At 29.9% G+C, this 14,660-nt stretch carries 15 protein-coding genes; 10 read left to right on the top strand and 5 right to left on the bottom strand.

The window, feature by feature from the left end:
- The first annotated feature begins 8 nt into the window (after positions 1-8).
- From AC5SLW_RS01550 to AC5SLW_RS01520, 7 genes are all read left to right on the top strand, one after another.
- Positions 9-2,393: an efflux RND transporter permease subunit gene (locus AC5SLW_RS01550; protein WP_494575457.1), complete on the top strand. Its 2,385-nt coding sequence runs from the start codon at positions 9-11 to the stop codon at positions 2,391-2,393.
- Positions 2,394-2,400: 7 nt separating this feature from the next.
- Positions 2,401-2,946 carry a CvpA family protein gene (locus AC5SLW_RS01545; RefSeq protein WP_006997213.1) on the top strand — a complete coding sequence of 182 codons (546 nt, stop codon included), beginning with the start codon at positions 2,401-2,403 and terminating at the stop codon, positions 2,944-2,946.
- Positions 2,900-4,381, top strand: coding sequence for an amidophosphoribosyltransferase (gene purF, locus AC5SLW_RS01540; protein WP_494575455.1), 1,482 nt, complete (start codon positions 2,900-2,902; stop codon positions 4,379-4,381). Before AC5SLW_RS01545 ends, purF begins: the two co-directional genes overlap by 47 nt.
- Before the next feature lie 81 nt (positions 4,382-4,462).
- Positions 4,463-5,758: a glutamate--cysteine ligase gene (locus tag AC5SLW_RS01535; RefSeq protein WP_494575453.1), complete on the top strand. Its 1,296-nt coding sequence runs from the start codon at positions 4,463-4,465 to the stop codon at positions 5,756-5,758.
- Positions 5,748-6,677: a glutathione synthase gene (gene gshB / locus AC5SLW_RS01530; RefSeq protein WP_494575451.1), complete on the top strand. Its 930-nt coding sequence runs from the start codon at positions 5,748-5,750 to the stop codon at positions 6,675-6,677. Before AC5SLW_RS01535 ends, gshB begins: the two co-directional genes overlap by 11 nt.
- Positions 6,674-7,534 carry a DMT family transporter gene (locus AC5SLW_RS01525; protein WP_494575449.1) on the top strand — a complete coding sequence of 287 codons (861 nt, stop codon included), beginning with the start codon at positions 6,674-6,676 and terminating at the stop codon, positions 7,532-7,534. The genes gshB and AC5SLW_RS01525 overlap by 4 nt, the downstream gene beginning before the upstream one ends.
- A gap of 58 nt (positions 7,535-7,592) precedes the next feature.
- A complete protein-coding gene (locus tag AC5SLW_RS01520; RefSeq protein ID WP_011281876.1) occupies positions 7,593-8,915 on the top strand; it encodes an MFS transporter in 1,323 nt (440 codons plus the stop codon).
- A gap of 24 nt (positions 8,916-8,939) precedes the next feature.
- Here AC5SLW_RS01520 and AC5SLW_RS01515 read toward each other — a convergent pair whose 3' ends face one another.
- Together AC5SLW_RS01515 and AC5SLW_RS01510 are read right to left on the bottom strand one after the other, a co-directional pair.
- On the bottom strand, positions 8,940-10,121 hold the full coding sequence (locus AC5SLW_RS01515; protein ID WP_494575447.1) for a BaiN/RdsA family NAD(P)/FAD-dependent oxidoreductase: 1,182 nt from the start codon (positions 10,119-10,121) through the stop codon (positions 8,940-8,942).
- A 16-nt stretch (positions 10,122-10,137) separates the two neighbouring features.
- Entirely contained in the window at positions 10,138-10,344 is a 207-nt protein-coding gene (locus AC5SLW_RS01510; RefSeq protein WP_027306671.1) for a SlyX family protein, read from the bottom strand.
- 90 nt (positions 10,345-10,434) lie between these two features.
- Between AC5SLW_RS01510 and AC5SLW_RS01505 the strand changes: the two genes are divergently transcribed.
- On the top strand, positions 10,435-10,920 hold the full coding sequence (locus AC5SLW_RS01505) for a YajQ family cyclic di-GMP-binding protein (RefSeq protein ID WP_018413946.1): 486 nt from the start codon (positions 10,435-10,437) through the stop codon (positions 10,918-10,920).
- Between the two features lie 3 nt (positions 10,921-10,923).
- On the opposite strand, the gene AC5SLW_RS01500 is transcribed toward AC5SLW_RS01505, so the two are convergent.
- Together AC5SLW_RS01500 and AC5SLW_RS01495 are read right to left on the bottom strand one after the other, a co-directional pair.
- Positions 10,924-11,358, bottom strand: coding sequence for a hypothetical protein (locus AC5SLW_RS01500; protein ID WP_494575445.1), 435 nt, complete (start codon positions 11,356-11,358; stop codon positions 10,924-10,926).
- Positions 11,358-11,903: a hypothetical protein gene (locus AC5SLW_RS01495; protein ID WP_494575443.1), complete on the bottom strand. Its 546-nt coding sequence runs from the start codon at positions 11,901-11,903 to the stop codon at positions 11,358-11,360. The genes AC5SLW_RS01500 and AC5SLW_RS01495 overlap by 1 nt, the downstream gene beginning before the upstream one ends.
- Before the next feature lie 471 nt (positions 11,904-12,374).
- Here AC5SLW_RS01495 and AC5SLW_RS01490 point away from each other — a divergent pair, with 471 nt between their 5' ends.
- Both AC5SLW_RS01490 and AC5SLW_RS01485 read left to right on the top strand, forming a co-directional pair.
- Positions 12,375-13,295 (top strand): hypothetical protein, encoded by a 921-nt coding sequence (locus AC5SLW_RS01490; RefSeq protein WP_494575441.1) that lies wholly within the window; start codon positions 12,375-12,377, stop codon positions 13,293-13,295.
- Between the two features lie 91 nt (positions 13,296-13,386).
- Positions 13,387-13,614 carry a hypothetical protein gene (locus tag AC5SLW_RS01485; protein ID WP_494575439.1) on the top strand — a complete coding sequence of 76 codons (228 nt, stop codon included), beginning with the start codon at positions 13,387-13,389 and terminating at the stop codon, positions 13,612-13,614.
- Here AC5SLW_RS01485 and AC5SLW_RS01480 read toward each other — a convergent pair.
- Positions 13,607-14,659, bottom strand: a complete 1,053-nt coding sequence (locus AC5SLW_RS01480; RefSeq protein WP_494575437.1) for a threonine aldolase family protein — start codon at positions 14,657-14,659, stop codon at positions 13,607-13,609. The two genes, AC5SLW_RS01485 and AC5SLW_RS01480, sit on opposite strands and share 8 nt — an antisense overlap.
- Position 14,660: the final 1 nt, after the last annotated feature.

Here is a 14,660-nt window from a genome sequence, read left to right as displayed (position 1 = left end):
AGCTGTGAATGCTGTCTCTATTTTATCAAAATATTGTTTTAAAAAATCCTAAATCAATTTTTATATTATTGTTAATTACTCTCTTAAGTTTTGGGTATTTTTCTAAAGATTTTAGACTAGATGCCTCATCTGATACTTTGTTAATTGAAGGGGACCCTGATCTTGAATACTTAAAAGAAGTTACTGAAAGATATGGTTCTAAAGAGTTTTTAATCCTAACTTATTCTCCCAATGAGGGAATGGTTACTGAATCTTCTATTAATAATCTTTTAAGTTTAAAATATAAAATTCAAAGTCTAGATTGGGTTCACAGCGTTATTACACTACTTGATATCCCTTTATTAAATAATTCAGAAGCACCTCTTCAAGAAAGACTAGAAAGTTTTAAAACTTTAAAAGATGAAGGTGTTGATACTGAAAGAGGGTTTAAAGAAATATTAAATAGTCCAGTTTTTAGAAATTTTGTAATAAGTGAAGATGGTAAAACAAGTGGCATAATTGTTTATATAAAAAAAGATGAACTAAAAGATATTGAAAGTAAATCAGCTCAAGAAATTGAAGAATATAAAGATACTTTAAAAAAGAAAAATCATGAAAATATCACCCAAATAAGAGAGGTTATTAAGTCCTATGGAGATGTTGGAAAAATATACTTAGGAGGTATTCCAATGATCACGGATGACATGATGTCATTTATTAAAAGTGATATTATTGTTTTTGGTCTAGGAGTTCTTTTATTTATTATTGCTACTCTGTGGTTTATATTTAGAAAACTAATATGGATTATTGTTCCAATTAGTAGCTGCTTTTTTTCAGTTTTAATTATGACGGGTCTGCTTGGTCTTTTAGGCTGGAAGGTTACCGTTATATCATCAAACTTTATTGCTTTAATGTTAATTCTAACTATGGCAATGAATATTCATATGAGCACCCGGTTTCTACAATTAAGAGAAGATTTTCCAAATTTAGATAATTTAAAAATTATTATAATGACAACTAGTAAGATGTTTTGGCCTATTATTTATACAGTTCTTACAACTATATGTGCTTTTCTATCTTTAGTATTTAGTGGCATCAAACCTATTATTGATTTTGGGTGGATGATGACTTTAGGATTAATAACTTCTTTTATAATCACATTTACTTTACTCCCTACTCTATTGAGCTTTATATCTAGCAATACAGTAAAAATTAAAGAAGATGCTGATTCTAAAATTACTTCTTTTTTTGGTAAAATTTCTATTAATAATAAAAGTATAATTTTTTTAGTAACAGGTTTGGTTATCGTCTTAAGTGTTGTTGGAATAAGTAAGCTTGAAGTTGAAAATAGTTTTATAAATTATTTTAATAAAAATACTGAGATTTATAAAGGTATGAAACTTATTGATGAAAAACTAGGTGGCACGACACCTTTAGAAGTTATATTAAAATTTCCTGAAAATATCATAGTAGAGACTACCGAAGATGACGAATTTGAAAGCTGGGATGATGAAGGCAGTAAAGATGATGAAAAATACTGGTTTACAAAAGACAAAATTGAAAAAATTCAAAATGTTCATAATTATTTAGATAATCTTCCTGCAGTTGGAAAGGTTTTATCATTTAGTTCAATTATTGAAGTTGCTACACAGTTAAATAATAACAAGCCCCTTGGAACCTTAGAAATGGGAGTGCTTTATTCAAAAATTCCAGAAACTATAAAAAAAGATATTATAGATCCTTATATATCCATAAAAGATAATGAGGCTAGGATAAGCATTAGAATTATTGACTCACAGGATGGTTTGAGAAGAAATGATTTAATAAACCAAATAAATTATGACCTTGAAAATGAATTAAAGCTTAGCAAAGAAGAGTTTAAACTAGCTGGTGTTTTAATTTTGTTTAATAATTTACTCCAAAGCCTTTTTAAATCTCAAATACTCACATTGGGTTTAGTAATGGTTGGAATTTTTGCAATGTTTATGATTTTATTTAGAAATTTTAAACTATCTCTTATTGGTGTTGTTCCTAATTTTATTGCAGCTTTCTTTATTTTAGGAATTATTGGCCTGCTTGGAATACCCCTTGATATGATGACTATTACTATTGCTGCAATCACAATAGGAATAGCAGTAGACAATAGTATTCACTACATTTATAGGTTTAAAGAAGAGTTTTTAAAAATTAAAGACTATAACAAAACACTAAAAGTTTGTCATTCAACAGTGGGTGTTGCAATCCTAAATACTTCAATAACCATTGTCTTTGGGTTTTCAATTTTGGTTTTCTCTAAATTTATACCCACAATTTATTTTGGTGTGTTTACTGGTTTAGCAATGTTACTTGCAATGATTTCAGTATTAACTTTACTGCCCTCTCTTATTTTAATAAGTAAACCATTCGGAAAATAATATTATTATGCTTGATGCTTTAAAAGATTTTTATCAAGCGGTGTCTTTAATAGATCTAATATTTCTAATCATTACAATTTTTTCAGTTATCAAGTGTTATAGTAAAGGTTTTGTTTTAAGTTTATTGTCAGCTTCAAAATGGGTGTTAGCTTATGTTGTAACTTTACTTCTTTTTCCAAAAGCTAAGCCTTATTTTAAAAATATAATTGATAGTGAATATGTTTTAGATATTGCGCTCGGCATAACTATCTTTATTTTAGTGATCTTTGTTATTCTTATTACAAATAAAGCCATTAGTAAGACGGTAAAATTTGTTGGTCTTGGAAGACTTGATTCCTTATTTGGGTTATTTTTTGGATTTATCCGAAGTTATGTAATCTGTATTTGTTTATTTTCAGCTATAGATATTGTGTATAATTATAGTAAATGGCCAATTAATACTGATAAATCATACGCCTTCCCATATATTGAAAAAGGTAGTAATTATTTGTTGAAAGAGTTTCCAAATGAAAAAAACTATCAAGATTCCAAAGAAAAAATTCAAGATTTATAATCCCAAATTAAAAGAAGAATGTGGTGTCTTTGGCGTAAGTAACAATAAAGATTCAGCCGCACTAACCGCTTTAGGATTACATGCTCTACAACATAGAGGTCAAGAAGGTTGTGGAATAGTTACATTTGATGGAAAAAAATATTACTCTGAAAAAAGATTTGGCTTAGTTGGAGATAATTTTAATAAAGAGAAAGTGTTAAATAGTTTGCCTGGTGATTATGCTATTGGTCATAACAGATATAGTACAACTGGTGAAAACACTTTAAGAAATATACAGCCTTTTTTTGCAGATACAAATGCTGGAGGTATCGGTGTAGCTCATAATGGAAATTTAACTAATTCAATAACTCTTCGAAATAGATTGGTTCAAGATGGTGCAATATTTCATACTACATCTGACACAGAAACAATTGTTCAATTAATTGCTAAATCAAAAAGAAACAAAACAATTGATAAAGTTATAGATGCCATATTCCAAATACAAGGTGGTTACGCTCTTGTCATGCTAACACAAAATACTTTAATTGGTGTAAGAGATCCTCATGGAATCAGACCATTAGTGATTGGGAAAATCAAAGATAGTTATGTCTTTGCTTCTGAAACATGTGCGCTAGATATAATTGGTGCAAAATATATTCGAGATGTAGAAAATGGTGAGGTTGTTTATATAGAAAATAATGAACTAAGAAGCATTAAACCCTTCCCCGCTAGAGAAGTTCGTCCGTGTGTTTTTGAGTATATTTATTTTGCAAGACCAGACAGTTTACTAAATGGTAAATCTGCTTATGAGCATAGAAAGCAATTTGGAATTGAACTTGCAAAAGAAAACAAAATCAAAGCAGATATTGTAGTTCCTGTACCAGACTCTGGTAATGCAGCAGCCCTTGGTTTTGCTCAGCATTTAGGAATTAACTTTGAATTAGGTTTAATTAGAAATCATTATGTTGGTCGAACCTTTATTGAACCCAGTCAAAAAATTAGAAGTCTTGGTGTGAAATTAAAATTAAATGCAAATCAATCAACTATTAAAGATAAAATAATTATTTTAATAGATGACTCGCTTGTAAGAGGGACTACTTCTCATAAAATTGTGAAAATGTTATATGATGCAGGAGCCAAAGAAGTTCATGTAAAAATTGCCTGTCCGGAAATTAGGTTTCCTGATTTTTATGGTGTGGATACTCCTACTAAAAAAGAGTTACTTGCTGCAAATAAAACTAATGATGAAATTTGTGAATATATTGGTGCTAAATCATTAGATTTTTTATCTTTAGAAGGTGTTTATAGAGCAATGGGTTTTAACAAAAGAGATAATAATTATCCTCAATTAACAGATCATTATTTTACAGGTGAATATCCTGTTAAACCTATAGATGAATTAGGGGATGATAAAATTACTCAATTATCATTACTAAGCACCGCTTCAAACAACTAAAGCAACCAATACAAAATTTTCAAACAGAAGAGTTAAACATAAAGACTTTAAAATGAACTTTAAATCCTTATATATAAATCAATGATCACTCATAAAGAACATATAATCAAATATTTTGAATCTGGAATTAAAGATGTTAAAAATTTTAAAATTGGCATTGAACATGAAAAATTTTTATTTGATGAAAAAACAAACAAAAGAGTAGATTACCCTACTGTCCTAAAAATGTTTTCACTGCTAAGTGAATTTGGCTGGAAGCCAATAATGGAAAAAGAAAATATTATTGGATTACAGAAACAAGGAAAAAGTATTACTCTTGAGCCTGGAAATCAAATTGAGTTATCAGGTGATAAACTAAATAATATCCATGAAGCTTGCGCTGAATCTCATGATTATTTATTTGAGTTACAGCAAGTAACAAAAAAATTAAATTTAAAAATTGTTAGTGCTGGTTTTGATCCAATTTCAACCCTTAGTGAAGTTCCTAATAATCCAAAACAAAGATATAAAGTAATGACTAAGGATATGCCCAATGGTGGTTCTTTAAGCTTAGATATGATGTATAGAACTTGTGGTACACAACTTAACTTGGATTACGATTCTGAAAAAGATTTTATTAAGAAGTTTAAAATAGTTAACTCTATAGTACCAATATCTATTGCCCTTTTTGCAAATTCTTCAATAGTTGAAAAAAAAAATAGTAGTTTCAGTTCTTATCGTTCTAAAGTTTGGCAAGAAACATCGAGAGGAGGTTTACCTGAAGTTTTTTTTGATAATATGGATTTTGAAAAATATGCAGATTTTTCAATAAACTTTCCTTTATTATTTATTCAAAACAAAAAAGAATATTTATCAGGAAGCAATTATTCATTTTCAGATTTCATGAATGGAAAAATTAATGAAATTAACAACCGACTTCCAACTGAAGACGATTTAACCACTCACCTAAGTACAATTTTTACAGAAAATAGACTTAAGAAATATATAGAGTTAAGATCAATGGACACTTGTGGTTGGGACTGTTTGTGTTCTGGACCTGCTTTTAATACTGGAATATTATATGGAAATTTAGATGAGGCTTACGAATTGGTTTCTAAGTGGGATAAGAATAAAATAATTAATGCCTACCTAGAGGCACCTAAAAAAGGGTTTAACACTGAGTTGATGGGAAAAGATCTATTATATTGGTCATCCTTACTCCTTGGGATTTCTAGAAAAGGATTATTAAACAGAGACATTTTGAGTAAATCTAATGATAATGAGACTAAGTTTTTAAATCACTTAGATAAACTGATTGATAATAAGACAACAAACGCAGATCATATGATAGATAAATTTTCTAAGAATGAAAATTTAAACGATTTATATGACAAATAAGATAGTTGCAATTCAAGGTGATCACCCTTCAAAACTAAGGCCTCTAACGGATACTAGTATATTTCTAGCCATTGAAGCACAAAGGTTAAAATACAAAATTTTTTATTATGAACCTAAAGACCTCTCAATAATTAACAATAAGGTCGTAGCGAATGGATTTTACGTAGAGTTTAATTATTCAAATAAGCGTTTTTTTAAAATATTAAACCAACAAAAACTAGAACTTACACAATGTAAGTATATTTTGATACGGCAAGATCCTCCTTTCAATTTAGAATATATTTCAACAACTTACATTTTAGATAAAATAAAAAATAAAGTTAAAATTATTAATAATCCAACCTCTATTAGAAATATCTCTGAAAAATTATACTCAACATCTTTTCAAAAATATATGCCAGATACAATTTTCACAAAAGATATAAATGAAATTAATAAGTTTTTTTCTAAAAATAAAAAAATGATTATAAAACCTATTCATAGTTTTAGTGGCAATGATATTCACTTATTTCAAAATAAAATAAATACGAAATTGATTAAAAATTTCATAAAAAAACATGGACATATTATGTGTCAAAAGTTTTTACCTAAAATTAAGTTTGGAGATAAAAGAGTTTTTATAATTGATGGTAAAGTTTGTGGTGCGATCTCTAGAGTTCCAAAAAAAGGATCTTTCTTAAGCAACATGAGTAAAGGAGCGATACCTATCTCAGCTAAATTAACAAAATTAGAAAATAAAATTTCAAATATAATTGGTAAAGATCTTAAAAAAAATGACATCTATTTTTCTGGTATTGATTTTATCGACCAAAAATTAAATGGAGATATTAATGTAACCTCTCCTACAGGATTAAAATCTTTTTATGATCTTACAAGCATTAATCTTGCAAAAACATTTTGGAAAGGATTAAAAGCTTGAACAAATTATCCGACCAGCAAAAAGGATCTTTACTCGCATTTGTTGCAGTAATGTTTATTACTCCCGATAGTTTATTTATAAGACTTTCTAATGTTGATACTTGGGGGCTTGTTTTTTATCGAGGCCTTATTCCTTTCATCACTGTATTTTTAGGAATGTTATTAATTTATAAATTAAATTTCTTTAAAATGCTTTTTTCAAGTGGCTATCATGGCTTACTTTATATTGGTACTTTCTCTGTAACCAATATTACCTTTGTTGTTTCAATACAAAATACCAATGTTGCAAACACATTAGTTATGATTGCAATGGCTCCTATGTTATCTGCAGTGCTTGGTGCAATATTTTTAAAAGAATTACCTGATAGAAAAACATGGATTACAATATTTGTAACTTTTACTGCTGCTATTTATATATTCTACGATTCAATACAATTAGGTAACTTTTTTGGAGATATATTGGGCTTAATAACTGCTTTAGGTTTGGCTGTTGGAGCAGTTACTATTAGATCCGCAAAGGACAAAAACTTAATCCCAGCAGCTGTTGTTGGAAAATTAATTGTAGCAATGTTTGCACTTCTGTTCATTGAAAGTTTTGCACTAGTTGATAGTGATCTAATTATTGTTCCTTTAATGTGTGTTATGTGTGTTGCTATACCTTTTGTACTAGTGACTATAGCTCCAAGGTTCATACCTGCAGCTGAAGTAAACCTATTCTTCTTACTAGAGACTATAATTGGTCCTGTTTGGGTATGGTTAATTATTAAAGAACAACCCAGTCTTGAGACTATCCAAGGTGGTGTAGTTATCATCACAGCAATTGCTATTCACTCTTTTATTAAGCTAAAGAATTCATAGTTTAATCATAATAAAGACTTGATTTGAAAGTAGATGAGAAATATGTACGGTCAATTTTATGAATAAAGTTTTAAAGAACTCTTGGGCATTGTTTTTAGGTATTGGGTTCTTAATGATGGCCTATGGATTTCAAGGGTCCCTATTAGGTGTAAGGGCTGTTCAAGAACAATTTAGTCTAACGGCAACTGGGTTTATGATGTCAGGTTATTTTGTTGGGTACTTTATAGGTGCAATGACAATTTCTAATCTTATTTCCAAAGTAGGTCATATTAGAGTTTTTGCAGCTTTTGCGTCTTTAGCATCTTTGGTTATCTTGGTTCACTCAATATTTATTAATCCTTATGTATGGTTTATTCTAAGAGTTTTAACAGGAATAAGTATGGTTTGTATTTATACTGTTGCTGAAAGTTGGTTGAATGACAGATCAAGCAATAAAAATAGAGGAAGTATTTTATCGATTTATATGGTTATTTTATATGGATCAATGGGTATAGGAATGTTTTTATTGAACTTTAGTAGACCTGAAAATTATCAACCCTTTATATTGGTTTCAATTATTACGTCTCTTGCCCTTATACCTATTCTCTTAACTAAAAAAAAACCACCTACATTTAAAAAAATTCAAGGTATGCCTTTAAAAGAACTTTATGAAACTTCACCATTTGGAATGGTAAGTGCTCTTTTTTATGGAACAATCCAGTCTGCACTATTTACATTGTTAGCAGTATATGCGGCCTCAATGAATTTTACTATTTTTCAAATATCACTTGTGACTTTTCTTTTAGCAATTTCTGGTGCTATCTCTCAATATCCTATTGGAAAACTTTCTGATAAATATGATAGGAGAAAAGTAATAATAATTTCAACATTTGGTGCATCTTTATTTGCTTTACTTGCTATTCTATCATCAGGTCAGATGTACTTACCTGGTGAACTTGCCACAAGTAAAGTATGGTTTTTTATTTTTTTAATTTTATTTTCAATTTGTAGCTTACCAATGTTCTCTTTGATTTGTGCGCACACTAATGACTATATACCAAAAGAAAAATTTGTAGCAGCTGGAGCTGGTATACAATTTACATTTGGCTTGGGTGCTATGAGTGGTCCATTCCTTTGTTCAATATTTATGAATATTGTTGGCTCTAATGGTTTTTTTGTATTTTTACTTTTCTTTCATGCTTTAATAGGTGTGTTTGGTATCTACAGAATGAGGGTTAGAGAAACAGTTGAAAATCCTGATTCTCAGTTCGTTGCTATGCCATCTACTATCACGCCAGCCGGAATCGAATTAAATCCTACTACCGAACATATTGATGAACCTTATTCTGATAAAGTAAAAGAAATACTGGATAGAAAAGGTGTTGAATATAAAAAAAACTGAGATAATTCCACCAATAACTAGTCTTTAAGCATATTGACCTGCCACATATCCAGAAGACCAAGCCCATTGAAAATTATAACCACCTAAATGACCAGTAACATCTACAACTTCTCCGATAAAAAATAATCCAGGGTGTTTATTGGACATCATTGTTTTAGAAGAAATTTCTTCAGTATCAATACCACCCAAAGTTACTTCAGCAGTTCTATAACCTTCGGTTCCTATTGGATTTATCACCCACGCGTTTATAGAATTACTCAAACTAGTTAATACTTTGTTGGATAATTCACATATATTTCCATTAACATTATTTTCATTACAAATTATATGAGCTAACCGTTTAGGGAGAATTTCAGAAACTATAATGCCTATATCTTGTTTAGGACTAGAGATCTTTCTATCATTTAGAAATTTATCTACATCAAGTTTTGGTGATAAATTAACTTTGATATTATCTCCTAATTTCCAATAAGAAGAGATCTGCAATATAGAAGGTCCGCTCAAACCTCTGTGAGTAAATAACATCCCTTCCTCAAAAAAAGTTTTTTTAAATGAAACAACTGCTTCAACAGATAAGCCGGTAAGCTCCTTACAAATTGCAAGTATTTTTTCACTAAAAGTTAAAGGAACTAGTGCAGGTAATGTTTCAATAACTTTTAAATTAAATTTTTGAGCAATATCATAACCAAATTTACTTGCTCCAATTTTTGGAATAGACAGACCACCTGTTGCAACAATTAATGACTGGCAGAAATATTTATCACTTCCTACAACTATAAAATATTTATCATCTTGTTTGTCTATATCATTAATAGTTGTATCTTTTTTTAAAACTACTTTTGCCATCTCACACTCTAAAAGTAGCATATCTATAATTTGTTGAGCACTTTCATCACAAAAGAGTTGTCCTAATTTTTTTTCATGAAATTTAATATTATGTTTCTTTATTAAATCTATGAAGTTATTTTGCGTGTATTGTTTTAAAGCTGATATTACAAATTTTGGATTGTTTGAAATAAACTTACTAGGGTGTGTGTGTATGTTTGTAAAATTACATCTTCCACCACCCGATATTCTAATTTTTTCTCCTATCTTTTTTGCATGATCAACTAAAAGTACTTTGCGTCCACGTTTACCAGCTTCTATTGCACTCATCATGCCTGCGGCACCCGCACCTACTACAATAACATCAAATTGTTCTGTCATGGATTAATAATAAAGTTTAATAATGTGGGGGTTTTTTATCAATCATAACCATACCCGCTTCATCACTGCTCTCTAATTCGTTAATTCTTTTTTCAAGATTTGAAACTTGTTTTTTTAAAACTGATACTTCTTTTTGTTGAGAATACATTTCATCACTCATTTGCGATATTTCATTTTGAAGAAAGCTGATCTGTTCTTCTAATTTTTTAACTAAATCTTCCATATAATTGCAACTTAAAAGAGTTTCAAAATAAATCAAATAGTCAATTATGAAAATTTTTGTTAAGGTCAATTCATTATATAATAAAAAATTATGCCTTCATTTGATGTAATCAGTAAAGTTAGTTACCCTGAGTTTGATAACGCTCTTGCAAACTGCCTTAGAGAAATTGGTAATCGATTTGACTTTAAAGGACTTGATATTTCAATTGAAAGAAAAGATAAGATTATCACCACATTAGCACCCGATGCATTAAAGTTAAAACAAGTAAATGAATTATTACAAGTCCATCTTATACGACGAAAAGTAGATCCAAGAGTATTAGCAATTAAAAACTCAGAAAATGCTGCTGGTTCATCAATCAGACAAGTTAGTGAACTAGAAGAAGGTATTAGCCAAGAAAATGCAAAAAAAATTATTGCTGAAATAAAAAAACTAAAACTTAAAATTCAGATTAAAATTCAAGGAGAAGAATTGCGAGCTGAAGGAAAAAAAAGAGATGACCTTCAAGAAGCAATGTCAGCAATAACTGCTATTGATATTGGTCTTCCCGTAGAATTTGTAAACTTTAGAGACTAATTTCTAATAATATTCCTTATCCTTTTTTTTAATAAACGATTTAGAAGAACCAAGTTTCCCTTTATTTATAGGCTCAGTACAGCGTACAAATCTCATTCCTCGATTGGGATCTTGTCTTGGAGGTTTTACAGAAGTAAATTTTACTGTCTGATCTTCCTCTCTTGATCTCTTAAGTTCCTCTGCTCTTTCAAGTTCTTTTTTTTGTAGATATTCTTCAAGCTCATTATCTTTGTTGCTCTCCTCTTTTGTTATTGGCTCTTTTTTTGGTAAAAAAACAGACATATCAATATCTTCAACTTTTGCCTTTGTCTCTTCAACTTTTGCATAAGCCACTTCCAACTCTTTTATCCTTTTACCAAATGGCTTTGTTTTGACACAAGAATTATTATCTTTATCAAATGCTGATCTTTGCCAATCAGGTATATTACGTTTTACCATTAGACCTCTTTTCCTTTAGATTTTTTGTACTTTAAATACTGATTAATTAGGTTTGATTGCCTGCTTAACAATCTTCCCTCCATTGTATTTAATTTCATCATCCGATCACCCCCATTACAATCTTTAACATAAGCTACGGCCATCAATTCACTTCGACGATCTAGATTTTTTTTAATGGTTTGATGAAATTCTTTATGTTTAATCTTAATAAAGTTAGGACTGGTATAACTCCTGCTATGTTCAGACATTTCAATACCAAAAACCCCACATTCTATTTGGGGTATTCGTTGTAGCCTCCACCCAATGCTGATGATTTGTTGAACTATAGACCCACTGATTGCATCAAAAATCTCAAAGGTTTTAAGCATAAAATCAATGTAGTTTTTATGTTGCTCGGTATCTTCTCCCACCATCACATGGTGTTCTGCATAAATGCCAAGCTTCATTGCATTGATTGATACTTTTTCTTTACCTAACTTCGTTTTAGGTCCAGTAGACCTTCTTGCATTTTTTTTATTCGAAAGAATTTGCTTAGCTGACGCCATATATTTACTCCAAAATTTATGGGTCTTATTTGTGAGATAAGATAATGTTTAAGCACTGCCTCTGTGAATAAAATTTATTCGGGGCGCTTAGCAAAATGCTAAGAATTTTTTTTTAACAAACAGAGATTAAAAGTCAACAGAACAACTAAAGAACATTTAAAAGAAATATCAATAAAAAAAATGGTAGTTAACCCTTATTTGGGGGAATAGAGGTTCAACCTTTTCCACACTATCATACATTAAACTACAGTACTTATGCGGATACTAAAAAGTTAGCTTAAAATAAATCGCTTAAAAACTCATCAATTTAATTAAAAAACTCGATGTCAAACTCGAAACAAAAGAAATAAAACAGAAAATGGGTTAGTATGAATAAAGAAAACATAATTAAACAATAAAGTAAAAAATTTATTTATAAAAAATTTTTTATAGTGTATTAAATAAATTTAGTTACAGTATCTTTTAAATTAAATGAATTCACTTATATTATTTCTTAAATCTTTAGCCAGAAAATCAAGATTTATTAATTTTTTAAAGGAACTATTAATCAACAATAATAAAAAAATTGATTTAGCATCTATACAGGGGCAAATTCAAAAAAATATTGAGTCTCAATGGCTATACATGATTAAAAATAATGTGAAAATTTTTGACAAAATCCAAGATGCAGGTTTTCGATGTTACAGTCAATTTGAGGAAGATGGTATCATTCTCTATTTATTATCTTGTGTTGGAAAGAAAACTCGATCAGTTGTTGAAATATGCAGTGGATCCGGTAGCGAATGTATGGCTGCAAATTTGATAATAAATCATGGGTATAAAGGCTTCTTATTTGATGGAGACGAAAAAAATATAAATGCGGCGACTTCTTTTTTTAAATCTCAAAAAGATTGCTTGCTTTTTGAGCCAACAATTAAAAAAATATGGATCACAAAAAATAATATTAACGATATATTAATTGATGCTGGTGCTGAGGGTGAGGTAGATGTTTTAAGTTTAGATATTGATGGTAATGATTATCATATTTGGGAGGCAATTAGTGTTATTAATCCTAGGATATGCGTATTTGAAACGCACAACATCATACCTTCTAATTTAGCTATCACAATACCCTATCAAGATGATTTCTATGCTATGGACAAAAGTGAAATTGAAATAGAATTCAGGTCAGCCTCATTGCTAGCGATGGTTAAACTTTCTGAAAAAAAGGGTTATACTTTGGTAGGAAGTCACAAACATGGTTTTAATGTATTTTTTGTAAGAAAAGATTTACTTAACAATTTAATTCCACGTCCTACAATAGAAGAAATACATGACAATGAATTTACTCGTGTTGCCCAAAAAACAAGGTGGCCGTTAGTTAAAAATCACCCTTGGATTACGGTAGATTAAGCTAATATAATTGATTAAAGACTAATCAATTTAATTAAAAAACTCGATGTCAAACTCGAAACAAAAGAGATAAATCAGGATTTGAGTAGCTATGTCGCCAGAAAAAGCGCAGAAACTCTGGAAAATTATTCAGGAAGCTGGCGATTATTTGGTAGGTCAGTTACCAAGCCATCCAAATCATCCTAAAGGAAGAAATCCCTACGCCCATGTTGCTCTATGTGTCAAAGAGAACTTTGAGAACTCTTATAAAGATATACCTGACGAACAATTTGATGAAGTTGTTAAATATATTGAATTTTTAAAACAAAATCCTAGTTAGATTTTTTTAAGTTCTCTAATAATTGATCCACATCACTCTCTTGAGTATTCCAGGCAGCAACTAATCTTACTGCTTGTCCATCAAGCTCATCTTCATTCATTTTGTAGCCTTCAGAATTTAAATGCTCAATCATATTTCTTGGAAATTTTGCAAAAACTTCATTCGCTTCTGTTGGGTATGCTAGTTTAATACTATTATGTTTTGCTAATCCTTCACTTAATTTTTTTCCCATCTTATTAGCATGTCTTGCATTCCTTAACCAGACATCATTTGAAATATACGCATCAAGCTGAGCAGATACAAAACGCATCTTAGATAATAAATGCCCTGCTCTTTTCATTAAAAAAGCAATATTACCAACTAGATCTTTATTAAAAAAAATAATTGCCTCTGCTGCAAGACAACCATTTTTGGTTGCTCCAAATGATAAAACATCAATGCCTGATTTCCAAGTCATCTCAGCAGGAGTACAATTTAATGCAGTTAAAGCGTTTGCAAACCTTGCTCCATCCATATGCATATTTAAGTTATGCTTATGTGTAATTTCAGAAATCTTTTTAATCTCATCTAATTGGTATACTTCTCCTGTTTCACAAACTTGAGTAATGCTTACTGAAGCAGGTTGAGTATGATGCACAATGCCTTTACCAGTAATAGCTTTATCTAATTCTTCGGGTGTTATTTTTCCATTAATCCCATTTAAAGTAACTAATTTTCCACCCCCTGTATAAAACTCAGGTGCCCCACATTCATCTGTATTAATATGAGAAAGTTTATGACAATAAATATTACCATATGACGGTGTCATTGTTGCTAAAGCTAAAGCATTAGCAGCTGTTCCTGATGCAGTTGGAAAAACAATTACATCTTTTTCAAATAGTTCTGAAAACTTCTTTTGTAATTCAGCTGATATTTGGTCATTACCGTATGGCGTGCTGTCACCATCATTAGCTTTCAATACTGCATCTAATACCTCAGGACAAGCACCCGCTACATTGTCAGAAGCAAATTTTATTCGCTCTCTTTTTGTTTTAACTGTTGCCATA

Source organism: Candidatus Pelagibacter sp. PS_40, from assembly GCF_059417765.1.
The sequence above is the reverse complement of the archived record's forward strand: the minus strand, read 5'-3'. Positions and strand labels throughout refer to the sequence as shown.

Excerpts from the sequence above, each read along its gene's own strand:
- AC5SLW_RS01495 (WP_494575443.1), bottom strand. The coding sequence starts at position 11,903 with ATGGCGTCAGCTAAGCAAATTCTTTCGAATAAAAAAAATGCAAGAAGG.
- gshB (WP_494575451.1), top strand. The coding sequence starts at position 5,748 with ATGACAAATAAGATAGTTGCAATTCAAGGTGATCACCCTTCAAAACTA.
- AC5SLW_RS01520 (WP_011281876.1), top strand. The coding sequence starts at position 7,593 with ATGAATAAAGTTTTAAAGAACTCTTGGGCATTGTTTTTAGGTATTGGG.
- AC5SLW_RS01505 (WP_018413946.1), top strand. The coding sequence starts at position 10,435 with ATGCCTTCATTTGATGTAATCAGTAAAGTTAGTTACCCTGAGTTTGAT.
- AC5SLW_RS01535 (WP_494575453.1), top strand. The coding sequence starts at position 4,463 with ATGATCACTCATAAAGAACATATAATCAAATATTTTGAATCTGGAATT.
- AC5SLW_RS01490 (WP_494575441.1), top strand. The coding sequence starts at position 12,375 with ATGAATTCACTTATATTATTTCTTAAATCTTTAGCCAGAAAATCAAGA.
- AC5SLW_RS01545 (WP_006997213.1), top strand. The coding sequence starts at position 2,401 with ATGCTTGATGCTTTAAAAGATTTTTATCAAGCGGTGTCTTTAATAGAT.
- AC5SLW_RS01515 (WP_494575447.1), bottom strand. The coding sequence starts at position 10,121 with ATGACAGAACAATTTGATGTTATTGTAGTAGGTGCGGGTGCCGCAGGC.
- AC5SLW_RS01485 (WP_494575439.1), top strand. The coding sequence starts at position 13,387 with ATGTCGCCAGAAAAAGCGCAGAAACTCTGGAAAATTATTCAGGAAGCT.
- purF (WP_494575455.1), top strand. The coding sequence starts at position 2,900 with ATGAAAAAAACTATCAAGATTCCAAAGAAAAAATTCAAGATTTATAAT.
- AC5SLW_RS01510 (WP_027306671.1), bottom strand. The coding sequence starts at position 10,344 with ATGGAAGATTTAGTTAAAAAATTAGAAGAACAGATCAGCTTTCTTCAA.
- AC5SLW_RS01550 (WP_494575457.1), top strand. The coding sequence starts at position 9 with ATGCTGTCTCTATTTTATCAAAATATTGTTTTAAAAAATCCTAAATCA.
- AC5SLW_RS01500 (WP_494575445.1), bottom strand. The coding sequence starts at position 11,358 with ATGGTAAAACGTAATATACCTGATTGGCAAAGATCAGCATTTGATAAA.
- AC5SLW_RS01480 (WP_494575437.1), bottom strand. The coding sequence starts at position 14,659 with ATGGCAACAGTTAAAACAAAAAGAGAGCGAATAAAATTTGCTTCTGAC.